This window comes from Pseudomonas mosselii (genome assembly GCF_005796105.1).
In the GTDB taxonomy this organism is placed as follows: domain Bacteria; phylum Pseudomonadota; class Gammaproteobacteria; order Pseudomonadales; family Pseudomonadaceae; genus Aquipseudomonas; species Aquipseudomonas mosselii_C.
Map to the genome: position 1 here is coordinate 791469 of NZ_VAUO01000002.1, position 22977 is coordinate 814445.

22 protein-coding genes and 1 tRNA gene are annotated in these 22977 nt (G+C 63.3%); 16 read left to right on the forward strand and 7 right to left on the reverse strand.

Translation table 11 applies throughout. The annotated features are described in order from the left end of the window. On the forward strand, positions 1-1275 hold the full coding sequence (locus tag FEM01_RS08555) for a uracil-xanthine permease family protein (RefSeq protein ID WP_138218995.1): 1275 nt from the start codon (positions 1-3) through the stop codon (positions 1273-1275). Between the two features lie 115 nt (positions 1276-1390). Here the strand turns inward: FEM01_RS08555 and hemH are convergent, their stop codons facing one another. Both hemH and FEM01_RS08565 read right to left on the reverse strand, forming a co-directional pair. Then, positions 1391-2404: a ferrochelatase gene (gene hemH, locus FEM01_RS08560; protein WP_138218996.1), complete on the reverse strand. Its 1014-nt coding sequence runs from the start codon at positions 2402-2404 to the stop codon at positions 1391-1393. 14 nt (positions 2405-2418) lie between these two features. Then, positions 2419-3324: a TIGR01777 family oxidoreductase gene (locus FEM01_RS08565; protein ID WP_138218997.1), complete on the reverse strand. Its 906-nt coding sequence runs from the start codon at positions 3322-3324 to the stop codon at positions 2419-2421. A 188-nt stretch (positions 3325-3512) separates the two neighbouring features. Between FEM01_RS08565 and FEM01_RS08570 the strand changes: the two genes are divergently transcribed. The 5 genes from FEM01_RS08570 (at position 3513) to FEM01_RS08590 (ending at position 8885) form a co-directional block, all read left to right on the forward strand. Beyond that, entirely contained in the window at positions 3513-4499 is a 987-nt protein-coding gene (locus FEM01_RS08570; protein WP_138218998.1) for an NAD(P)/FAD-dependent oxidoreductase, read from the forward strand. A gap of 106 nt (positions 4500-4605) precedes the next feature. Next, complete coding sequence (locus FEM01_RS08575; protein WP_138218999.1) at positions 4606-5574, forward strand: DUF523 and DUF1722 domain-containing protein; 969 nt, start codon at positions 4606-4608, stop codon at positions 5572-5574. Beyond that, the gene (locus FEM01_RS08580) at positions 5564-6433 is read left to right on the forward strand and encodes a MerR family transcriptional regulator (RefSeq protein WP_138219000.1); all 870 of its coding nucleotides are present in this window, start codon (positions 5564-5566) and stop codon (positions 6431-6433) included. Before FEM01_RS08575 ends, FEM01_RS08580 begins: the two co-directional genes overlap by 11 nt. A 25-nt stretch (positions 6434-6458) precedes the next feature. Continuing rightward, positions 6459-7871: a deoxyribodipyrimidine photo-lyase gene (phrB, locus tag FEM01_RS08585; protein WP_138219001.1), complete on the forward strand. Its 1413-nt coding sequence runs from the start codon at positions 6459-6461 to the stop codon at positions 7869-7871. A gap of 321 nt (positions 7872-8192) precedes the next feature. Next, positions 8193-8885: an SDR family oxidoreductase gene (locus FEM01_RS08590; protein ID WP_138219002.1), complete on the forward strand. Its 693-nt coding sequence runs from the start codon at positions 8193-8195 to the stop codon at positions 8883-8885. A 92-nt stretch (positions 8886-8977) separates the two neighbouring features. Here the strand turns inward: FEM01_RS08590 and murI are convergent, their stop codons facing one another. From murI to hemA, 5 genes are read right to left on the reverse strand one after another with little or no spacing between them, the layout of a single operon-like run. Continuing rightward, complete coding sequence (murI, locus tag FEM01_RS08595; protein ID WP_138219003.1) at positions 8978-9775, reverse strand: glutamate racemase; 798 nt, start codon at positions 9773-9775, stop codon at positions 8978-8980. After that, on the reverse strand, positions 9768-10523 hold the full coding sequence (locus tag FEM01_RS08600) for a molybdopterin-synthase adenylyltransferase MoeB (RefSeq protein ID WP_138219004.1): 756 nt from the start codon (positions 10521-10523) through the stop codon (positions 9768-9770). The genes murI and FEM01_RS08600 overlap by 8 nt, the downstream gene beginning before the upstream one ends. Continuing rightward, entirely contained in the window at positions 10517-11347 is an 831-nt protein-coding gene (prmC, locus tag FEM01_RS08605) for a peptide chain release factor N(5)-glutamine methyltransferase (protein ID WP_138219005.1), read from the reverse strand. Before prmC ends, FEM01_RS08600 begins: the two co-directional genes overlap by 7 nt. A 1-nt stretch (position 11348) precedes the next feature. Then, positions 11349-12431, reverse strand: a complete 1083-nt coding sequence (gene prfA, locus FEM01_RS08610; protein WP_138219006.1) for a peptide chain release factor 1 — start codon at positions 12429-12431, stop codon at positions 11349-11351. After that, positions 12428-13705 carry a glutamyl-tRNA reductase gene (gene hemA / locus FEM01_RS08615; protein WP_138219007.1) on the reverse strand — a complete coding sequence of 426 codons (1278 nt, stop codon included), beginning with the start codon at positions 13703-13705 and terminating at the stop codon, positions 12428-12430. The genes prfA and hemA overlap by 4 nt, the downstream gene beginning before the upstream one ends. Positions 13706-13962: 257 nt before the next feature. On the opposite strand from hemA, the gene FEM01_RS08620 reads away from it, so the two are divergent. From FEM01_RS08620 to FEM01_RS08665, 10 genes are all read left to right on the forward strand, one after another. After that, on the forward strand, positions 13963-15684 hold the full coding sequence (locus FEM01_RS08620; RefSeq protein WP_138219008.1) for a tetratricopeptide repeat protein: 1722 nt from the start codon (positions 13963-13965) through the stop codon (positions 15682-15684). A gap of 3 nt (positions 15685-15687) precedes the next feature. Further along, positions 15688-16308, forward strand: a complete 621-nt coding sequence (gene lolB / locus FEM01_RS08625) for a lipoprotein insertase outer membrane protein LolB (RefSeq protein ID WP_138219009.1) — start codon at positions 15688-15690, stop codon at positions 16306-16308. A gap of 4 nt (positions 16309-16312) precedes the next feature. Further along, positions 16313-17173 (forward strand): 4-(cytidine 5'-diphospho)-2-C-methyl-D-erythritol kinase, encoded by an 861-nt coding sequence (gene ispE, locus FEM01_RS08630; protein ID WP_138219010.1) that lies wholly within the window; start codon positions 16313-16315, stop codon positions 17171-17173. A gap of 19 nt (positions 17174-17192) precedes the next feature. After that, positions 17193-17267 (forward strand) — tRNA-Gln (locus FEM01_RS08635). Between the two features lie 45 nt (positions 17268-17312). Then, positions 17313-18254: a ribose-phosphate pyrophosphokinase gene (locus FEM01_RS08640; protein ID WP_016391678.1), complete on the forward strand. Its 942-nt coding sequence runs from the start codon at positions 17313-17315 to the stop codon at positions 18252-18254. A 123-nt stretch (positions 18255-18377) separates the two neighbouring features. Then, positions 18378-18974, forward strand: coding sequence for a 50S ribosomal protein L25/general stress protein Ctc (locus tag FEM01_RS08645; protein WP_138219011.1), 597 nt, complete (start codon positions 18378-18380; stop codon positions 18972-18974). Positions 18975-19053: 79 nt separating this feature from the next. Then, positions 19054-19638, forward strand: coding sequence for an aminoacyl-tRNA hydrolase (gene pth, locus FEM01_RS08650; RefSeq protein WP_138219012.1), 585 nt, complete (start codon positions 19054-19056; stop codon positions 19636-19638). Between the two features lie 23 nt (positions 19639-19661). Continuing rightward, positions 19662-20762 carry a redox-regulated ATPase YchF gene (gene ychF, locus FEM01_RS08655; RefSeq protein WP_138219013.1) on the forward strand — a complete coding sequence of 367 codons (1101 nt, stop codon included), beginning with the start codon at positions 19662-19664 and terminating at the stop codon, positions 20760-20762. Positions 20763-20994: 232 nt separating this feature from the next. Beyond that, complete coding sequence (locus tag FEM01_RS08660) at positions 20995-21384, forward strand: YybH family protein (RefSeq protein ID WP_138219014.1); 390 nt, start codon at positions 20995-20997, stop codon at positions 21382-21384. Positions 21385-21470: 86 nt separating this feature from the next. Further along, positions 21471-22970 (forward strand): purine-cytosine permease family protein, encoded by a 1500-nt coding sequence (locus FEM01_RS08665; protein WP_138219015.1) that lies wholly within the window; start codon positions 21471-21473, stop codon positions 22968-22970. The last annotated feature ends 7 nt before the right edge of the window (positions 22971-22977 follow it).

The window sequence follows — 22977 nt, forward strand, 5'->3', positions numbered from 1 at the left end:
ATGCAGGACGGCTTCAACGACCCGCTTTGGCGCCAGGTCGTCTCGGGCGCACAGATGCTTTTCGTGGCATTCGGCGCGCTGGTGCTGATGCCACTGATCACCGGCCTCGACCCAAACGTGGCGTTGTTCACCGCCGGCCTCGGCACCCTGCTGTTCCAGCTGGTCACCGGGCGTCAGGTGCCGGTGTTCCTCGCCTCGAGCTTTGCCTTCATCACCCCGATCATCCTCGCCAAGGGCCAGTTCGGCCTGGCAGCGACCATGGGTGGGGTGATGGCCGCCGGGTTCGTGTATACCTTCATGGGCCTGATGGTGAAAATCAAGGGCACAGGGTTCATCGACCGTATGCTGCCGCCGGTCGTGATCGGCCCGGTGATCATCTCAATCGGCCTGGCCATGGCACCGATCGCCGCCAACATGGCCATGGGCAAGGCTGGCGATGGCAGCGTGCTGCTGCCTTACAAGACCGCCATGCTGATTTCGATGCCGGCCTTGCTGACCACGCTGGTGGTCGCGGTGTTCGGCAAGGGTATTTTCCGCCTGGTGCCAATCATCGCCGGCGTACTGGTGGGCTTTGCCCTATCGTTCGCCTTTGGTGTGGTCGACACCGCCAAGATCGCCGCCGCGCCATGGCTCGAACTGCCGAAGTTCACCGCGCCTGAGTTCAACTGGCAGGCCATCCTGTTCATCGTTCCGGTGGCCTTGGCCCCGGCGATCGAGCACATTGGCGGCGTGATCGCCGTGGGTAGCGTGACCGGCCGCGACTACCTGAAAAAGCCCGGTCTGCACCGCACGCTGTTCGGCGACGGCCTGGCCACCACTGCCGCCGGCCTGTTCGGCGGCCCGCCCAACACCACCTACGCCGAAGTGACCGGTGCGGTGATGCTGACCAAAAACTACAACCCGAAGATCATGACCTGGGCAGCGGTGTTCGCCATCACCCTGGCGTTCATTGGCAAGTTCGGCGCGCTGCTGCAGAGCATCCCGGTCCCGGTGATGGGTGGCATTCTGTGCCTGCTGTTCGGCTCCATCGCCGCAGTGGGCATGAACACCATGATCCGTCACAAGATCGACCTGTCTGAAGCGCGCAACCTGGTAATCGTCTCGGTGACCCTGGTGTTCGGCATCGGCGGCGTACTGATCGGCAGCGGCGACGGCCCGGACGACTGGGGCCTGAAGGGCATCGCGCTGTGTGCGGTGGTGGCCATCGCCTTGAACCTGCTGCTACCAGGCAACGATGGCTGGAAGAACAAGAAGCTGGACGATCAGTTGCCTTGATTCGCCCCTAGCCTGAGCGCTTCGCGGGTCCGCCCGCCAGCACCGGTACTCACCGCCCTCACGGCCTGGGTGATACCGGTGCCAGCGGGCAGGCCCGCGCCAGGCCAGCCAACGATCAAGCCTGCTCGCACATCCCCGCCAACACCCTCACCCACTCAGGGTGATCATTCAAGCACGGCACCAGCACCAGTTCCTGGCCACCAGCCTCGACGAACTGCTCGCGACCACGCATGCCGATCTCCTCTAGCGTCTCGATACAGTCGGCGACGAATGCCGGGCACAGCACGAGCAATTTCTTCACACCGGCTGCAGCCAATTCATCCAGGCGCGTCTCGGTGTAAGGCTCGATCCACTTCGCCCGGCCCAAACGCGACTGGAATGCGGCTGACCAGTTGCCAGGCGCAATGCCCGCGGCCTTGGCAAAGGCCTCGGCGCTGGCCAGGCACTGCGCGCGATAGCACACCTTGCGTACTTGGCTGCACGCGGTTTCGCAGCAGTTCGCGCTCTTAAAGCAATGCGATCCGGTCGGGTCGAGCTTGGTGAGATGCCGCTCCGGCAAACCGTGGAAACTCAGCAACACATGATCGTAGCCTTGATCCAGGTACGGCCGCGCACTGGCGACCAAGGCATCGATGTACGCAGGCTGGTCATAGAACGGCTGCAACACGCGGGTTTGCAGAGGCAGGTTGCGTGCCGCGATGGTCTGCCGGGCCAGCTCCACAACAGTGGTCACGGTGCTGTCGGCGAATTGCGGATACAGGGGCGCGAGGGTCACCTGGCGCACCCCTTGGGCGGCCAGACGCTCCAGTACCTCGGGCAACGCCGGCTGGCCATAGCGCATGGCGATCTCAACCGGGCCGTGGGGCCAATGGGCCTTGATAGCCTCTTGCAAGCGACGGGTCAGCACGACCAGGGGCGACCCCTCATCCCACCAGATCGAGGCATACGCATGCGCCGACTGCTCAGGGCGCTTGATCAGGATCAGCGACACCAGCAAGCGCCGCACCGGCCAAGGCAGGTCGATCACGTAAGGGTCCATGAGGAACTGGTTGAGGTAGCGGCGCACGTCGGCCACCTTCGTGGAGGCCGGCGAGCCCAGGTTGACCAGCAGCAAAGCGTGATCGGTCATGCAGCGTCCTATGTTCAGAGGCGACCAGACAGCTCGTCCAGCGCCGATTGCAGATCGTTGTAGCGGAATGTGAAACCCGCCGCCAGCAAACGGACAGGGCGGGCACGCTGCCCACCGAGCAGCAGCGTCGAAAGCTCACCCAGCCCGGCCTTGAGCAAAAGCGCCGGCACTGGCAGCACAGCCGGGCGATGCAGCGCACGCCCCAAGGCCTTGGCGAAGTTGCGGTTGCGTACCGGCTCCGGTGCGCACGCATTATAGGGACCGCTGGCATCCTTGTGCTGCAAGAGAAAATCAATCAGGGCGATCTGATCGTCGATATGCACCCACGGCATCCATTGCCGACCATCGCCCAACGGCCCGCCCAGCCCGAGCTTGAAGGGCACGCGCAGGCGCGACAAAAAGCCGCCGTCATGCGCCAACACCAAGCCGGTGCGCACCAGCGCCACGCGTATACCCAATGTCTGGCCACGACTGGCGGTTTCTTCCCAGGCGATGCACAGCTGGCTGGCAAAATCCTCTTTCACCGGCGGCGAGGCCTCGGTCAACTCGCGCTCGCCACCATCACCGTACCAGCCCACGGCCGAGCCCGAAATCAGCACCTCAGGACGCTGTTCACGGTGCCCGATCCAGGCCAGCAACTGCTCAGTGAGGGTGATTCGGCTGGTCCACAAGAGGGACCGGCGCGCGGCGGTCCAATGACGATCAGCGATCGGTGCACCGGCCAGATTGACTACGGCATCCACCGGATCGTCCGGGTCAATTTCATTCAAGCGCGCGATGCCGCGCACACCCGTGCCACACACCGCCGGCACGGCCTCAGGGGTACGGCTCCAGACAGTCAGGCGATGGCCCTGTCCGCGCCACAACTGGCACAGGTGGCGGCCGATCAGTCCCGTACCGCCGGTCAGCAAGATATGCATGGCTGTGTCCTCACAGTTGGCGGCCGTGGTCTATTTTTAAGATCAAGGCACTTTTTTGACCGAACGCTCTCGGATAAACCATAGGCGACCCTGCACCACAGAGCAGCATATACTTATACAGTTTTTCTGCATTGTATAGGTTTGCCTGGCAGCGTAAGCTGCACACAGCAAGGTTCGAAGAGGCCATCATGACAGTACCTATTGCCATCATCGGGGCCGGAATCGCCGGCCTGTCAGCCGCCCAGGCCTTGCAAAAGGCCGGGCACTCCGTCCACCTGTTCGACAAAGGCCACGGCAGTGGCGGACGCATGGCCAGCAAGCGCAGCGACGCCGGCGCCCTTGATCTTGGGGCTCAGTACTTCACCGCGCGTGATCGACGCTTCGTCGAGCAGGTGCAGCAGTGGGTGGCCGCCGGCTGGACGGCGCAATGGAAGCCGCAGCTGTACAACTACCGCGACGGTGCCCTGAGCCCCTCCCCTGATGAACAAATCCGCTGGGTGGGCGTACCCCGCATGAGCGCCATCACCCGTGGTCTGCTCAAGGACGTCACGGTGAATTTCGGCTGCCGCATCGCCGAAGTGTTCCGTGGCAAGCAGTATTGGCACTTGCAAGACACCGAAGGTTGCAGCCATGGACCGTTCAGCCGGGTGGTGATCGCCGTGCCAGCCCCTCAGGCCACACCGCTGCTGGCGGCCGCGCCCAAGCTAGCCGCTGTAGCCGCGGGCGTGCAGATGGAACCTACCTGGGCGATTGCCCTGGGCTTCGAGCCGCCTTTGGAAACCCCAATGCAGGGCTGTTTCGTGCAGGACAACCCGCTCGACTGGCTGGCCCGCAACCGCAGCAAGCCAGGCCGCGATGAACAGCTCGACACCTGGGTGCTGCACGCCACTTCCAACTGGAGCAAGCAGCACCTGGACCTGCCCAAGGAAGAGGTAATCGAGCTATTGCGCGGCGAGTTCGCCGAACTGGTCGGCTGCGTCGTTCCACCGCCGGCTTTCGCACTCGCCCATCGCTGGCTGTACGCGCGCCCCGCAGGCAATCACGAGTGGGGTGCACTGGCCGATGCCGACCTGGGCCTTTACGCCTGTGGTGACTGGTGCCTGTCGGGCCGAGTGGAGGGTGCCTGGCTCAGCGGCCAGGAAGCAGCAAGGCGTCTGCTGGAACACTTGGAGTAGTGGCAGAGAACTTATACACAAATCACTATTTGTATAAGTTTATTTTTGTGCTGAAATTGACTTGTACATTGGTTGCTAGCTGTACAAGTCAATTTCGGAGATCGTGATGAACGCTTCCACTGCCGGCCACAAGCCACGCCTAGCCATCAGCGCCTGCCTCACAGGCATGGACGTGCGATACAACGCCGGGCACAAGCACTCCGACCTGTGCCATGAGCTGCTAAGCGAGCACTTCGACTGGGTGCCGGTGTGCCCCGAAGTCGCCATAGGCCTCGGCATACCGCGTGAACCGATTCGCCTGGTGGGCGATCCTGAACGTCCTGCGGTGACCGGCACGCATAACGGCAGCACCGACTTTTCGGGCCCGCTACGCGCTTACGGCGAACAGATGGCCGGCGAGCTCGGCGACATCTGTGGGTATGTCTTCATGCAGAAATCGCCCTCCTGCGGCCTCGAGCGGGTCAAGGTGTACCAGGAAAATGGCTACCCAGCGCGTCAAGGCGCACGCGGCGTGTATGCCGAGGCATTTTGCCGGGCCCGCCCGGACCTGCCGGTCGAAGAAGAAGGCCGCCTGCACGATCCGGTGCTGCGGGAGAACTTCATCAACCGCGTGTACGCCTATGCCGACTGGCAACAACTACTGCGCCAGGGACTGAGTCGCGGCGCTCTGATCCGTTTCCACTCACGCTACAAGTACCTGCTGATGGCGCATAACCCCCAGGCCTACCGCGCCTTGGGCAAGCTGCTGGGCAACATGACCCGCGACGACGACCCACAGCAGTTCGGCCCGCAGTACTTCAGTCAGCTGATGCAGGCATTGCGCCGCTGTGCCAGCCGCGGCACCCACGGCAACGTGCTGCAGCACCTGAGCGGCTACCTGCGCAACGCACTGGACGAGGGCGACAAGGCCGAGCTGCGCCAGGTCATTGACCAGTACCAGAGCGGCGTGGTGCCGCTGGTGGTGCCCTTGACCCTGCTCAAGCATCACCTGCGCAACCACCCCACCCCTTACCTGATGCAGCAGGCCTACCTGCAGCCCCACCCAGAGAACCTTGGACTTCGCAATGCCATCTGACGATCTTCTACCCATCGGCGAGGTGGCCCGGCTGACCGGTGTCAACCCGGTCACCCTGCGCGCCTGGGAACGCCGCTATGGCCTGATCAAACCTGAGCGCACGGCCAAGGGCCATCGGCTCTACCCCCACGACCAGGTACAGCGCGTACATGATGTACTGCGTTGGCTCGAACGCGGTGCGGCGGTGAGCCAGGTGCGCGAGCTGCTGGACAATGCTGCGCATGCCAGTACCCCGGTGGAAGGCGAATGGGCCGAGCGCATCGCCCACATGATCGATGCAGTCAGCCGTCTAGCCCAGCGCCCACTCGACCACTTGCTGAACCAAGCCATGGCGCTTTACCCGGCAGTGACCGTGTGCGAGTACCTGATGCTGCCGCTGCTCGACACATTGTCCCAGCGCTGGCAGTCGCACTTCGATGCGCGGCTGGAGCAAGCGTTCTTCAACACGTGGCTGCGCAGCAAGCTGGGCGCACGGGTGTACCACGACACGCACTCCTCTGCCGGGCCCTGCGTGTTACTTGCGCGCACCGACGAGGCTCCGTTCGATGCCGAGTTCTGGCTCTGCGCGTGGTTACTCAGCAGTAACGGCCAGCCTTTGGAGATCCTCGAATCGCCGGTAGAACCGCGCCAACTGCGCCAAGCGGTCGAGCTGCTGCAACCGCGGGCTGTGCTGCTGCATTTGGGGCGCCGCCCGGACCTCGCCGCCTGGGCGCGTAGCCTGCGCGAACTCACCGTACCCAAGGTGCTCGGCGGGGCCTCGCTGAGCCTGCACGCGAACGAGTTGGAGCAATTGGCGCTACCCCAGACGCAATTCTTCGATACCCCCCCGGCAGCCCTGCGCTGCCTGCTACACCCCTGACAGCCAACCACTCGCGGGATGCCCCATGCAACTGATCTGGCTGCGCAGCGACCTGCGCATCGATGACAATACCGCCTTGGCCGCTGCCTGCCAGCGCGGCCCGACCCTCGCCCTGTGGATCGCCAGCCCCGGTCAATGGCAGGCCCACGACGACGCACCTTGCAAGGTAGATTTCTGGCTGCGCAACCTGCATCAATTGAGTCAGTCGCTGCGAGAGCTGAACATCCCGCTGCTGATCCGCCACACTGAAACCTGGCAACAGGTGCCCGAGACGGTACTCGCACTGTGCCGTCAGCATGGCGTCGAAGCCGTGCACTGGAACGACGAGTACGGTGTCAACGAGACCCAGCGCGACCAAGCGACCGCCGGCTTGCTGCAACAACACGGGATCGACGCCTGTGGCTATCTTGACCAGTTACTGTTCAAGCCCGGCAGCATCCTTACCCGCAGCGGCCAATATTTCCAGGTCTTCAGCCAATTCAAGCGGGTGTGCCTGGAGCAGTTGCACCTGGGCCTACCGGCGCGGGTACCGCGCGCCCAGCTTCAAGCGCCGCTGGCTATCGCCAGCGACCCGATTCCCACACACATCGACGGCTTCGACGCTCCGCCCCAGGCCCTGCGCGAGTATTGGCTAGCCGGCGAAGACGAAGCGCATCGCCGTCTGACCCATTTCGTCGATGCGAGCATCGAAGACTACCAGCAACAGCGCGATCTACCTGGCCGCGATGGCACCAGCCAGCTCTCGGCATACCTGGCGACCGGCGTGATCTCGCCACGCCAGTGCCTGCACGCAGCATTGGCGCGCAATCACGGCGAATTCGACAGTGGCAATGCCGGCGTACAAACCTGGATCAACGAGTTGCTGTGGCGCGAGTTCTACAAACATATCCTGGTGGGTTATCCACAGGTGTCGCGCCACCGCGCCTTCCGCGCGCACACCGAAGCGCTGCCTTGGCGCCAGGCCCCCGACGAGCTGCAAGCCTGGAAAGACGGGCGCACGGGCTTTCCGATCATCGATGCCGCGATGCGCCAACTGCTGCACACTGGCTGGATGCACAACCGCCTGCGCATGATCGTCGCAATGTTTCTGAGCAAGAACCTGCTGATCGACTGGCGCGAGGGTGAGCGGCACTTCATGCGCCATCTGATCGATGGGGACCTGGCCGCCAACAACGGTGGCTGGCAGTGGAGCGCCTCCACAGGGACCGACTCGGTGCCGTACTTCAGGATCTTCAACCCGATCACCCAATCGCAACGTTTCGACCCACATGGGCAGTTCATCCGGCATTGGATACCTGAGCTGCGGCACCTGGATGCGAAAACCATCCACGCCCCCAAGAGGCCCTCGGGTCTGTTCGATGCCGCCCCCTACGCTGCGCCCTTGGTGGACCTCGACAGCACGCGCCAACGCGCACTTGACGCTTTCAAGAACCTCTAGCGCTGACGACTCAAAGCGCATCGCGCAAAATGCAGGTCACCCTCTCGGCTAGCAGGCCAAGACCGCACAAGCGCGATGCGCCCCACTCTATCCCCGCATTTGCATGCTGGGCGGGCGCAGCCCTGCCCGTGCTGACCGCTTTTTGGCCATTACATACTCGACTTGCGCCATGTAACACAGAACTGTGTACAGCCCGCCGAACTCCTCGTGACTATTTGATACAACTCTATAATGTTGCTACTCGATAATTGATCCCGAACGTAGTCGTCGGCACGCCTGGGCACAAGTGGTCTGTCGGGCTGACAGGTCAGAGGCATAAACGTGAATACGCGACGTAGTATCTGGGTGACAGGGGCAAGTTCCGGGCTTGGCGTGGCACTGGTCGAACGGCTGCTCGAACAGGGCCACCGAGTCGCCGCCAGTGGCCGGGAGAGCCAGCAGCTTGATCAATTGAACCAACACTTTGGTAAGCAGCTGTTGCGCCTGCCGGGCGCGTTGCACAAGGCCGAACAGGCACAGGCCGCTGGCCAGCGCTTGCAAGAGGCCTGGGGGACACTCGACACATTGATCATCAACGCCGGCACTTGCGACTATCTTGACGCAAGCCTTGGCGTTGACCGGCTGTTCGACACGATCGTCACCAGTAACCTGCAGGCCAGCGAACACTGCCTCGGCGCGGCGTTGGGCTTGCTCAAGGCAGGAAACAGGCCGCAGGTGATGGCGGTGCTCAGCCGTCATGCCGCGCAACAGCTGTACAACCCCAACCAACCGACCACAGCCTGCAACAGCCTGCACCATTGGTTACGCGAACAGCGTCCGGCGCTCAGCGTCCTAAAGATCGACCTGACCGTGGTGGCGCCGCAACCACTCAAGAGCCCGTTGCCGCTGGCCATGCCAGAAGACTGGGACCCACAGCGCACGGCCCAGGAGCTGGTCGCACGCCTGGACGTGCGCGAGCGTGAGTTGGTGCTTGAAGTACTCAATACGGACAGCCTCTGGCCGTTGCCGAACTGAAACCAGGCGGCCGCCTTACGCTAATCGGCCCGTTTACAACGGCATGCGGTGCACCATGCCTACAATGATTTCGGCGTTGCTCCACGCGCTTTTTACATCGGGAGACGTTGAACGCTGTCGGCTCGATTCCACAGGAGCGGCAATATGGCGTGCAGGCGCTCAGGCTCGCCGCTGCTCCAGAAGCGCGTGTCCTGGGCGGGTCCGGCAGCCAACAGGTCGCGCGCATCCAGCAGGCGTTGCAACTGGCGCGCTACCGCCGCGCCAGTGTCGATGATCGCCACCTGCGCTGGAACCATACCGGCCAGCAGTGGGCGCAGGAAGGGATAGTGCGTGCACCCCAGGATCAAGGTGTCGCACCCCGCTGCCAGCAACGGCTGGACATAGCCCGCCAGCAATTGGCGCACGGCTGGGCTGTCCAGGTCGCCGCCCTCGATGCACTCCACCAGCCCCGGGCATGGCTGGGTCACGACCTGCACATCGTTGGCGAAGCGGTCGAGCAGAGCTGCGAACTTGGCGCTCTGCAGCGTGCCCGTGGTGGCCAGCACGCCGACCACGCCAGAACGGGTAGCCGCCGCCGCCGGCTTGACCGCAGGCTCCATACCCACCAACGGCCAGTGCGGGTAGCGTTCGCGAAGGTCAGCGACCGCCGCCACGGTGGCGGTGTTGCACGCCAGCACCATGGCTTTGGCGCCCTGCTCACGAAAAAACCCAGCAATGTGGCGCAGGCGCTGGCGAATGTAGTCGGGGGATTTTTCGCCATAGGGAACATGGCCGCTATCGGCCACGTACAACAGCGATTCACTGGGCAGCAGGCGCTGGATCTCGGCGAGCACGGACAAGCCGCCGACCCCCGAGTCCATCACGCCAATCGGCGCCGCGCGTTCAGCCATGGCGGTTCGCGCACACTGCGCAGGCCGGGTCACGCTTGACGCGCAACTCACGCAAGCGCGTACTCAAGGCGTCGATCAGCAGCAGGCGGCCGACCAGCGGCTCGCCGAATCCGGCCAGCAGCTTGAGTGCTTCCAACGCCTGCAAGCTGCCCACCAGACCAACCAGCGGGCCGATCACACCGGCCTCGCTGCAGGTCAGCTCGGCCTCGCTGCCATGCCCGTACAGACAGTGGTAACAGGGGCTTGTGTCGCGGCGGGTATCGAACACCGACAACTGGCCTTCGAGGCGGATCGCCGCGCCGCTGACCAAGGGTTTGGCGGCGACCACGCACGCGGCGTTGACCGCCTCGCGCGTGCCGAAGTTGTCGGAGCAGTCCAGAACCACGTCCACTGCGGCGACTGCGCCGGCCAGGGAATCTTCATCCAGCGCCTCGCGGTAGGCGATCAGGCCGATCTCTGGGTTGATCGCCTGTAGCCGCTGAATCGCCGAATCCACTTTGCTCATCCCAACGCTGTCGCTGTCATGGATGATCTGGCGTTGCAGGTTAGTCAGGTCAACGGTGTCGAAGTCCGCCAAGTGCAGCTCGCCGACGCCCGCCGCCGCCAGGTACAACGCCACAGGCGAGCCCAGGCCTCCGAGCCCGATGACCAAGGCCTTGCCGTGTTTCAGGCGCAACTGACCATCAATATCCACCTGCGACAACAGGATTTGTCGGCTATAGCGCAGCAGCTCCGCATCGCTCAGCATGGCCGGCGTCCCAGGCTGACACGCTCATGACCACCGAGGTCGACCCGGCTGCTAACCTCGACGAAGCCACCGGCAACCAGCAACTCGCGCACCGTCGGGGCCTGGTCGTAGCCATGCTCGAGCAGCAGCCAGCCACCAGGCAACAGGTGCTGCGCAGCTTGGGCGACGATCACCCGCAGGTCATCGAGGCCGTCTTCGCCGGCAACCAGGGCGCTGCTGGGCTCGAAGCGTACATCGCCAGCCACCAGATGCGGATCGTCAGCCCGGATATACGGAGGATTGCTGAGGATCACATCGAAGCGCTCACAGACCAAGGCGTCATACCAGTGGCTCATGCGCACCTGCACATTGCCCAGCCCCAGGCGTTGGCGATTACGCTCGGCCAAGGCTACGGCCTCTTCTATACGGTCCACGGCGCTCACCTGCCATGCCGGACGCTCACTGGCCAAGGCCAGGGCAATAGCGCCCGTGCCGGTGCCCAGGTCGAGCACTCGCGCAGGCGTGGCAGGCACCAACTGCAAGGCCGTTTCCACCAGCAGCTCAGTGTCTGGGCGCGGAATCAACGTGTGTGGCGCCACTTCCAGATCGAGCTTCCAGAAGCCCTGCTGACCGAGGATGTAGGCCACCGGTTCACCGCCACGCCGACGATCCAGAAAACCTTCGAAGGTTTCGGCCGCCTCTCGGCTGACGATGCGCTCGGGCCAGGTGTGCAGGTAACTGCGCGACTTACCCAGTGCCGCAGCCAACAGCAGTTCGGCGTCCAGGCGCTCGGTCGGCGACTGGGGCAGCTGCGCGTTGCGCAGCAGGCTGGCGATGATGGTCATTTCAATCCCCCAGCGCGGCCAGCTGATCGGCCTGGTATTCGGCCAACAAAGGCTCGATCACCGCCTCTACGCCACCGGCCAGGATATCGTCCAGGGAATACAGGGTGAGGTTGATGCGATGGTCCGTGACCCGACCCTGTGGGTAGTTGTAGGTGCGGATGCGCTCGGAGCGATCACCCGAGCCCACCAGCAACTTACGCTCGCTGGCAATGGCGCTTTGCGCGGCGCTGGTCTGCATGTCGTTGAGTTTGGCCGACAGCCAGGACATGGCACGTGCGCGGTTCTTGTGCTGCGACCGCTCTTCCTGGCACTCGACCACGATGCCGGTAGGCAAGTGGGTGATACGAATCGCCGAGTCGGTCTTGTTGACGTGCTGGCCGCCAGCGCCGGAGGCGCGGTAGGTGTCCACGCGCAGGTCCGCTGGGTTGATCTCGATCGCCACGTGCTCGTCAGGCTCAGGCAGCACCGCCACGGTACAGGCCGAGGTGTGGATACGCCCTTGAGACTCGGTCTCAGGCACACGCTGCACGCGATGCGCCCCGGACTCGAACTTGAGCTTGCCGTACACGCTCTCACCCTCGACGCGGGCGATGATTTCCTTGTAGCCGCCATGCTCGCCCTCGTTCTCCGAGAGGATTTCCAGGCGCCAGCCACGCTTTTCGGCGTAGCGCGAATACATGCGGAACAAATCGCCGGAGAAGATCGCCGCCTCGTCGCCACCGGTCCCGGCGCGTATTTCGAGGAACACGTTGCGCCCATCGTTGGGGTCCTTGGGCAGCAGCATGCGCTGTAGCTGCGACTCCAGGCCGACCAGCAACTCCTTGGCCTCGCGCACCTCCTCTACCGCCATCTCGCGCAAGTCCGGGTCGGCGTCCTTGAGCAGCGCCTGGGCACCTTCGAGGTCATCCTGGACCTTGCGCCACTCTTTATAAGCAGTGATGACCGGCTCCACTTCGGCGTACTCGCGGGAATAGGCGCGAAAGCGGGTCTGGTCGGAAATGACTTCGGCGTCACCGAGCAAGGCGGTGAGTTCCTCGAAGCGATCCTGGAGCGTGTCCAGTTTGTTCAGCAGCGACGCTTTCATTGCGGGAATTTGTCCGTCGAGCCCTCGTGGAGGGCAAAGAGTTCCTGGGCCATGGCCAGCGCATCAAGGCGGCCCTCGGCAGAGAGCTTTTTCAGCTGTACGCTGGGGGCGTGCAGCAGTTTGTTGGTCAGGCCCCGGGCCAGCTGCATCAGCACCTCCTCGGGGTTACCGCCATTGCCCAGCAAGCGCAGGGCTTTTTGCAATTCTTCATCGCGCAGGCGTTCGCTCTGCTGGCGGTAGGCCTTGAGCACATCCACCGCCGCCAGCTCACGCAGGCGCACCATGAAATCGTCGGCACCGGCCGAAACCAGCTCTTCGGCAGCCTGGGCCGCGCCCTGACGACTCTTGAGGTTTTCCGCAACCACTTCATGGAGGTCGTCGACGGTATACAGGTACACGTCGTCCAGCTCACCCACCTGCGGCTCGATGTCGCGCGGCACGGCGATGTCGACCATGAAAATCGGCTTGTGCCGACGCTGCTTCAGCGCGCTCTCCACCGCGCCCTTGCCCAGAATCGGCAACTGGCTGGCGGTGGAGCTGATGACGATATCGCTGTTGGCCAACTCTTGCGGGATATCCGCCAGCAGCACCGCATGGGCACCGAACTGCTCGGCAAGGATGCTCGCACGCTCCAGCGTACGGTTAGCCACCACGATGCGACGCACGCCCTGCTCGTGCAGGTGGCGGGCCACCAGGGTAATGGTTTCGCCCGCGCCGATCAGCAGCGCCTGGCTGCGGCCCAGGTCGGAGAAGATCTGCTTGGCCAGGCTCACTGCAGCGAACGCCACCGACACCGGGTTCTCGCCGATTGCGGTATCGGTGCGCACTTGCTTGGCGGCGCTGAAGGTGGCCTGGAACAACCGACCGAGCAGCGGCCCGACGGTGCCGGCCTCGCGCGCCACGGCGTAGGCGGACTTCATCTGGCCGAGGATCTGCGGCTCGCCCAGCACCAGCGAGTCCAGGCCCGAGGCCACGCGCATCATGTGCTTGACTGCATCATGCTCTTCATGGACGTAGGCGCTGGCACGCAGTTCATCCAGGCTCAGTTGGTGATAGTCGGCCAGCCATTGCAGCACGGCGTCGGCGGCAAGGTGGTCCTGCTCGATATAAAGCTCGCTGCGGTTGCAGGTCGACAGGATCGCCGCCTCGCGGCTGGCGGTCAGTCGGCAGAGCTGCTGCAGGGCGTCGACCAGCTGCTCTGGCGTAAACGCCACGCGCTCGCGTACGTCTACCGAGGCAGTCTTATGGTTGATACCAAGTGCAAGAAAGGCCATGCAAGGTCGCTGGTTGGGACGTGAAGCCGATAATTGTCCTACTTCGCAGGTTCCAGAACAACCACCGTTCGCTATTGTCGTCATGGCGTCAAACGATTCACCCACACGTAGCAAGCGGCTTCGCAGGGGCAGTGCCCCGGAACCTCCCCCTGCTCACGATGGTCGCAATTAACCAGATGCTGCGCGGGTGGGTTTGCCACGGCGCTTGTGTCATCATGCTCCGACCGCCGGCTGAGCCCTTCTATTAAGCCTCTTTTATGAACAAATCCTACGCATTGTTGCTTGCCCTCGCCCTGCTCCAGGGTTGCCAGAGCCTGGCCCCGAAGACGGACGCCCAGCCGCCCGCCGATGCCGCCGGCAAAAGCGCGGAAAAGCCCGTGGTGTATGGCTCGTTCAAACAGGACACCCTGTACAGCCTGCTGGTAGCGGAGCTGGCCGGCCAGCGCAACCGCTTCGACATCGCCTTGGCCAATTACGCCGACCAGGCGGAAAAAACCCAGGACCCTGGGGTTTCCGAGCGTGCCTATCGCATCGCCGAATACCTGGGTGCCGACGAACCTGCACTGGACACCGCGCTGATCTGGGCCCGCAACGACCCGGACAACCTCGACGCACAGCGCGCCGCCGCCATCCAACTGGCCCGCGCCGGTCGCTATGACGATTCCATGACCTACATGGAAAAGGTCTTGCAAGGTCAGGGCGACACGCATTTCGACTTCCTCGCCCTGTCTGCCGCCGAAACCGACCAGAGCACCCGCGACGGTCTGATGCAGAGCTTCGAGCGCCTGCTCAAGAAGTACCCTGACAACGGCCAGCTGGTGTTTGGCAAGGCGCTGCTACTGAACCAGGACAATAAGCCCGAGCAGGCCCTGGAGCTGCTTGAAGCCCATCCGCCGCAAAACGGTGAGATCGCCCCGATTCTGCTGCGCGCACGCCTGCTGCAAACCCTCGACCGCGGCCCCGAGGCCCTGCCCCTGCTGCGCGGTGCGATTCGCGACAACCCCGACGACAAGCGCCTGCGCATCACCTATGCGCGCACACTGGTCGAGCAGGACCGTATCGACGACGCCAAGGCCGAGTTCGAAAGCCTGCTGCAGCAATACCCTGAAGACGACGAAATTCGTTACTCGCTGGCCCTGGTGTGCATGGAAACCAAGCACTGGGACGAAGCCGAGGGCTACCTGCAGGAAATGGTCGAGCGCGACGCCAACACCGATGCTGCCCACTTCAACCTTGGCCGCATCCGCGAAGAACGCAGCCTGCCAGCTGCCGCCCTGCGCGAATACGCACTGGTCGGCGCCGGGCCAGACTACCTGCCAGCACAACTGCGCCAGGCCGATATCCTGATTGCCAACGGCCGCAGCGCCGAGGCCTCGCGACTGCTCGCCGAAGCCCGCGAAGCCCAGCCCGACTACGCCATCCAGCTGTACCTGATCGAGGCCGAAAGCCTGGGTAACAACGGCAAGGAGGCCGAGGCCGACCATGTGCTGCAACAGGCGATCAAACGCTATCCCGACGACCTGAACCTGCTCTATACCCGCGCCATGCTTGCCGAAAAACGCGACGACTTGCCGGAAATGGAGAAGGACCTGCGCGCAATCATCGCTCGCGAGCCAGAGAACGCCATGGCCCTCAACGCCCTGGGCTACACCCTGGCCGACCGCACCACCCGCTACGCCGAGGCCAAGGCCCTGATCGACAAGGCCCACCAACTCACCCCGGACGATCCGGCTGTGCTCGACAGCCTGGGCTGGGTCAACTACCGCATGGGCAAGCTCGACGAGGCCGAGCGCCTGTTGCGCCAAGCCTACGAGCGCTTCCCCGACCACGAAGTCGCAGCCCACCTGGGCGAGGTGCTGTGGGCCAATGGCAAGCGCCGCGAAGCCCGCCAGTTCTGGGCCAAAGGCTTTGAAGCGCAACCCGACAGCCCCATCCTGCGCAAGACCTTGTTGCGCCTGACCGGATCCGAGAGCCTGTAAACCATGTTCCTGCGTCATTGCATCACCTTCACCCTCATCGCCTTGCTGGCCGGTTGCGCCGGTTTCGGCACCCAGGAGGCCGTGCGCGGCCACGGCGACCCGCAACTGTGGCGTGCACACAAGCAGCAATTGAGCACGCTCGATGGCTGGCAGATCAGCGGCAAGGTCGGCATCCGTGCCCCCCGCGACTCCGGTAGCGGAACGCTGTTCTGGCTGCAACGCCAGGACTACTACGATATCCGCCTGGCCGGACCGCTCGGCCGTGGCGCCGCGCGCCTGACTGGCCGCCCCGGCGCGGGTGTCACGCTGGAAGTCGCCAACCAGGGCCGCTACGAAGCGGCGAGCCCCGAAGCGCTGCTCGAAGAACAACTCGGCTGGCGCCTGCCGGTGTCGCACCTGGTATGGTGGGTCCGCGGCCTGCCGGCCCCGGACAGCAAGAGCCAACTGACGCTGGACAACGACAGTCGCCTGGCCGCACTGACCCAGGATGGCTGGCAGGTCGAGTACCTCAGCTATAAAGAGCAGAATGGTTACTGGCTGCCCGAACGCCTGAAGCTGCACGGCGAAAACCTCGATGTGACCGTGGTAGTCAAGGACTGGCAGCCGCGTCAGTTGGGGCATTGATACGATGCAGAAACTGGTACTCCCCGCCCCGGCCAAGCTCAACCTGTGGCTGCACATCACCGGTAGGCGCCCGGACGGCTACCATGAGCTGGAGACGGTGTTCCAGTTCCTCGACCACGCCGACGAGCTGAGCTTCGCCCTGCGTGAAGACGGCCAGATCCGCCTGAATACCGAGATCGACGGCGTGCCCCACGACAGCAACCTGATCGTGCGCGCCGCGCGCACCTTGCAGGCGCAGTCAGGCACGGCATTGGGGGCCGACATCTGGTTGCACAAGATCCTGCCCATGGGCGGCGGCATCGGTGGCGGCAGCTCCGACGCCGCAACCACCCTGGTGGCACTGGCCCACCTGTGGCAACTGGACTGGGACGAAGATCGTCTGGCCGCCCTCGGGCTTGCCCTGGGTGCCGACGTGCCGGTGTTCGTACGTGGTTTTGCAGCGTTCGCCCAAGGCGTCGGCGAGCAACTTACCCCGGTCGAGCCCGCCGAGCCTTGGTACGTCGTGCTGGTGCCGCAAGTGTCTGTCAGCACAGCGGAAATTTTTTCGCATCCAGAGTTGACACGTGATTCCCTCCCCCTTAAGATGCGCCCCGTTCCCGAGGGAAACAGTCGAAATGACTGCCAACCGGTGGTAGAGCAACGTTATCCAGAAGTTCGCAATGCGCTGAATTCACTGGGCAAATATACGGAAGCTCGAATGACCGGCACTGGAAGTTGTGTGTTTGGGGCCTTCCCAAGCAAAGCCGAAGCTGATAGAGTTCTGGCCCTTCTTTCAGAGACCCAAACAGGGTTTGTGGCAAAAGGAAGCAATATTTCGATGTTGCATCGCAAGCTGCAAAGTCTGATCAAGAAGTCGAGCGCCTAGCGTTCGCAGCAACAGATACAGGGGCGTCGCCAAGCGGTAAGGCAGCAGGTTTTGATCCTGCCATGCGTTGGTTCGAATCCAGCCGCCCCTGCCATTTCTTATACTCATCCAGGTTACCCTCAGCCTTCAGGTACTGCGCGTGTCCAAGATGATGGTCTTCACGGGGAATGCAAACCCCGATCTGGCTCGGCGTGTAGTACGTCAGCTGCATATTCCACTGGGTGATGTTTCTGTCGGTAAGTTCTCCGACGGCGAAATCAGTGCTGAAATCAACGAAAACGTTCGTGGTAAGGACGTCTTCATCATTCAGCCAACCTGTGCCCCTACCAACGACAATCTGATGGAACTGGTAGTGATGGCCGACGCCTTCCGCCGCTCCTCAGCGTCGCGAATCACCGCCGTGATTCCTTACTTCGGATACGCCCGCCAGGACCGCCGTCCGCGTTCGGCACGTGTAGCCATCAGCGCCAAAGTCGTCGCTGACATGCTCACTGTCGTGGGTATCGACCGTGTACTCACCGTCGACCTGCACGCTGACCAGATCCAGGGTTTCTTCGATATCCCGGTCGACAACATCTACGGCTCGCCCGTACTGGTCGACGATATCGAGGACCAGCGTTTCGAGAACCTGATGATCGTCTCCCCGGACATCGGTGGCGTGGTACGTGCGCGTGCCGTCGCCAAGTCCTTGGGTGTTGATCTCGGGATCATCGACAAACGTCGCGAAAAGGCCAACCACTCCGAGGTGATGCACATCATCGGCGACGTCGAAGGGCGCACCTGCATCCTGGTAGACGACATGGTCGACACCGCGGGGACTCTGTGCCACGCGGCCAAAGCCCTGAAAGAACACGGCGCTGCCAAGGTTTACGCCTATTGCACGCACCCTGTCCTGTCGGGCCGCGCGATCGAGAACATCGAGAAGTCGGTACTGGACGAGCTGGTGGTGACCAACACCGTTCCGCTGTCCGCCGCTGCTCAAGCCTGTGACCGTATCCGCCAGCTGGATATCGCACCGGTTGTCGCTGAGGCGGTACGCCGCATCAGCAACGAAGAATCGATCAGTGCGATGTTCCGCTAAGCGGAACACCGGCTGACGAAAAGCGCCCCGCCCCAACACTGGTTGTTGGGGCGGGGCTTTTTTGCCATCCCCGCCTGGCGCTGGTCGCAAACGCCTTGCGGGAGGCTAATTTGGAGAAACAAAATGACTGACTTCATCCTGAACGCCCAAGCGCGTACTGACCTGGGGAAAGGTGCGAGCCGCCGCCTGCGTCACTCCGCGAGCATCCCTGCCGTTGTATACGGTGGCGATAAAGAAGCCCAATCCCTGACCATCGTGGCCAAGGAAATCGCCAAGCTGTTCGAAAACGAAGCGGCCTTCAGCCACGTGATCGAACTGAACGTCGACGGCGCCAAGCAAAACGTCGTGGTCAAGGCCATGCAGCGTCACCCGGCCAAAGGCTTCATCATGCACGCCGACTTCGTTCGCGTCGTTGCTGGCCAGAAGCTGACCGCCAAGGTTCCAGTTCACTTCGTCGGTGAAGAAGCTCCGGTCAAGAAAGGCGGCGAAGTTTCGCACGTCGTTTCCGAGATCGAAGTGTCCTGCGAAGCCAAGGACCTGCCTGAGTTCATCGAAGTCGACCTGTCCAAGGCCGAAATTGGCACCATCATCCACCTGTCGGACCTGAAAGCGCCGAAAGGCGTAGAGTTCGTCGCTCTGGCCCACGGTGATGACAAAGCGGTTGCCAACGTCCACGCCCCGCGCGTAGCCGCTGACGCTGAAGAAGGCGCTGCCGAGTAATCCACTCGCACGCCGGTGTTGATCGGGTTACAGTGCCGCGCGCACGGTAACCCACCAACTCCAAGGAAGAGCCCCTGACGTGACCGCCATCCAGTTGATCGTCGGCCTGGGTAACCCCGGCCCCGAATACGAACAGACCCGGCATAACGCAGGGGCTCTTTTCGTTGAACGCATTGCCAGCGCGCAGCGTGTCTCGCTGTCCGCTGATAAAAAGTATTTCGGCCTGACGGCTAAGTTCAGCCATCAGGGCAACGACGTTCGTTTGTTGATACCCACCACCTACATGAACCGCAGCGGCCAGTCCGTGGCGGCCTTGGCGAATTTTTTCCGGATCAAACCGGACGCCATCCTGGTGGCCCACGACGAACTCGACCTGCCTCCAGGCGTCGCCAAGCTCAAAAAGGGCGGCGGGCATGGCGGGCATAACGGCCTGCGCGACATCATCGCGCAGCTCGGCAACCAGAACGACTTCCACCGCCTGCGGCTTGGCATCGGCCACCCGGGCGACGCCAAACTGGTCTCCAACTTCGTCCTGGGTCGTGCGCCGCGCGCCGAACAGGAGAAGCTCGACGCCAGCATCGATTTTGCCCTCGGCGTGCTGCCGGACGTGCTCGCAGGCGACTTCGCCAAGGCGATGCGCGAGCTGCACAGCCAGAAGGCCTGACATCTCTACAAAGGGGAATTCCCATGGGTTTCAATTGCGGCATCGTCGGCCTGCCCAACGTCGGCAAGTCCACCCTGTTCAACGCCCTGACCAAGTCCGGTATCGCGGCGGAGAACTTCCCCTTCTGCACCATCGAACCGAACAGCGGCATCGTGCCGATGCCCGACGCGCGTCTGGCTGCACTGGCCGAGATCGTCAAGCCTAACCGCATCCTGCCGACCACCATGGAGTTCGTCGACATCGCCGGCCTAGTAGCCGGTGCCTCCAAGGGTGAAGGCCTGGGCAACAAGTTCCTCGCCAACATCCGCGAGACCGATGCCATCGCCCATGTGGTGCGCTGCTTCGAAGACGAGAACGTAATCCACGTCTCCAACAGCGTCGACCCCAAGCGCGACATCGAGATCATCGACCTCGAACTGATCTTCGCCGACCTCGACAGCTGCGAAAAACAACTGCAGAAAGTCGCGCGCAACGCCAAGGGCGGTGACAAGGACGCCCTGGCACAGAAAGCCATCCTCGAGCAGCTCATCCCGCACTTCACTGAAGGCAAGCCTGCGCGCAGCCTGATGAAGCACATGAGCGCCGACGAGAAGGCCGTGATCCGTGGCTTCCACCTGCTGACCAGCAAGCCGGTCATGTACATCGCCAACGTTGCCGAAGACGGCTTCGAGAACAACCCGCACCTGGACGTGGTCAAGGCCATTGCCGAGGAAGAAGGCGCGGTCGTGGTGCCGGTGTGCAACAAGATCGAAGCCGAAATCGCCGAGCTGGACGACGGTGAAGAGAAAGACATGTTCCTCGAAGCCCTGGGCCTGGAAGAGCCTGGCCTGAACCGCGTGATCCGCGCCGGCTACGAGCTGCTGAACCTGCAAACCTACTTCACCGCAGGCGTACAGGAAGTCCGCGCCTGGACCGTGCGCGTCGGCGCCACTGCGCCACAAGCCGCAGGCGTGATCCACACCGACTTCGAAAAAGGCTTCATCCGCGCCGAAGTGGTGGCCTACGACGACTTCATCCAGTTCAAGGGTGAAAGCGGTGCCAAGGAAGCCGGCAAATGGCGCCTGGAAGGCAAGGACTACATCGTCAAGGACGGTGACGTCATGCACTTCCGCTTCAACGTCTGATCAACGCCGAAGCCGTTGTCGAACAAAACCCCTCGGGCTCGCGCCCGAGGGGTTTTGTGTTTTTGGGACCGTCCCACGCTGGCCGCTCAAGCCGCACGGTGATGCCCAGCTCACGGTCACCGCATCAGTTCACAATTTCCTGAACTGATTATTTGCCCCTAGCGATTTTTCCCATCTGCGCCCCCCACCAGAATCGCTTCACCACAATCACAAGAACCGTGAGGCCACTCCCGTGGACCAGACACTTCAGGTACGCCAGGCCGCCGCCGACCTGGTTGCTGCTTTCGCCAGCAACGACACCGCACGCTACTTCGCCTGCTTCAGCGAAGACGCCACCTTCCTCTTCCACACCTTGCCGCACCCTCTGCTGTCTCGCCGCGCCTACGAAGAGGTCTGGGCCGGCTGGCAGGCCGAAGGTTTTGCCGTGCTCGGCTGTACGTCCAGCAACGTGAAGGTGAGCGTGCAGGGCGAGGTGGCGATCTTCATGCACGACGTAGCCACACGCCTGCGTGTCGGCGGCGAAGAGCTGGCGCTGAACGAGCGCGAAACCATCGTGTTCCGCCTGTGCGGCGAGCGCTGGCTGGCGTGCCACGAGCACCTGTCGGTCGTATCGCCAGCCTGACCCTTTGAAACGCGGCCCTGCCGCACTGCCATCGCACCCACAACAAGGCCTGCCACAGGCCGACAACACACGCGCTGGAGCACCCCATGAGCCACTCGACCGGTATCGAGACCAATGGCGTCGAACAGATCCCTGACGATCAACGCGATGCCTCCCCCCTGGACCTGTTCCGCCTGATCTTCGGCGGCGCCAACACCTTCGCCACCGCCGTGCTCGGCAGCTTCCCGGTATTGTTCGGGCTGTCGTTCCAGGCCGGGGTCTGGGCAATTCTGCTGGGGGTCGGCATCGGCGCGCTGATCCTCGCGCCGATGGGCCTGTTCGGCGCCCTCAACGGCACCAACAACGCCGTGTCCTCAGGCGCGCACTTCGGCGTACATGGGCGTATCGTCGGCTCGTTCCTGTCACTGCTGACCGCCGTGGCGTTCTTCTCGCTGTCGGTATGGAGTTCGGGCGACGCCCTGGTCGGCGGAGCCAAGCGCCTGGTCGGCCTACCGGAAACCGACCTCACCCTGGGCCTGGCCTACGGCCTGTTCGCCGTCCTGGTGCTGGTGGTGTGCATCTTTGGTTTCCGCTTCATGCTGTGGGTGAACAAGATCGCTGTGTGGGCGTCGAGCCTGCTGTTCCTGCTGGGCATCGTGGCCTTTGCCGGGCCGTTCGATGCAGGCTTCGCCGGCAGCGTCAACCTCGGCCAGGCGGGCTTCTGGGCGGCGTTCGTGGGTGCAGCGCTGCTGGCCATGAGCAACCCCGTATCGTTCGGCGCCTTTCTCGGCGACTGGTCGCGTTACATCCCGCGCGCCACGCCCAAGCGGCGCATCATGCTGGCGGTGATCGCCGCCCAGGCCGCCACGCTGATCCCGTTCCTGTTCGGCCTGTGCACCGCCACCTTGGTGGCCAGCCAGGCGCCGGACTACATTGCCGCCAACAACTACGTGGGCGGGCTTCTGGCGGTTTCGCCAGGCTGGTTCTTCCTGCCGGTGTGCCTGATCGCGGTGATCGGCGGCATGTCCACCGGCACCACCGCGCTGTACGGCACGGGCCTGGACATGTCCAGCGTGTTCCCGCGCCTGCTCAGCCGCGCCGCCGCCACCCTGCTGATCGGCGTGCTGGCCATCGGTTTCATTTTCATCGGTCGATTCACCTTCAACCTGGTGCAGAGCGTGTCGACCTTCGCCGTGCTGATCATCACCTGCACCAGCCCGTGGATGGTGATCATGATCCTCGGCCTGATTACCCGCCGCGGCTTCTACCATGCCGACGACTTGCAAGTGTTCACTCGCGGCCAGCAAGGCGGGCATTACTGGTTCAGTCACGGCTGGAACTGGCGCGGCATGGGCGCATGGATCCCCAGCGCAGCGATCGGCCTGTGCTTCGTCAACCTGCCGGGGCAGTTCGTCGGCCCGTTGGGCGAGCTGGCCGGGGGTATCGACCTGAGCCTGCCAGTCACCTTGGGTATCGCCGGCGTGCTGTACCTGATCCTGCTCAACCTGTTCCCTGAACCCGCTGGCGTGTATGGCCCCAACGGCCCGCGCTGGGTGCGCTGCAAACGCGTGCCCGTCAAGCCTGTGACCACGGCCGAAATGGCCTGATTGGAAT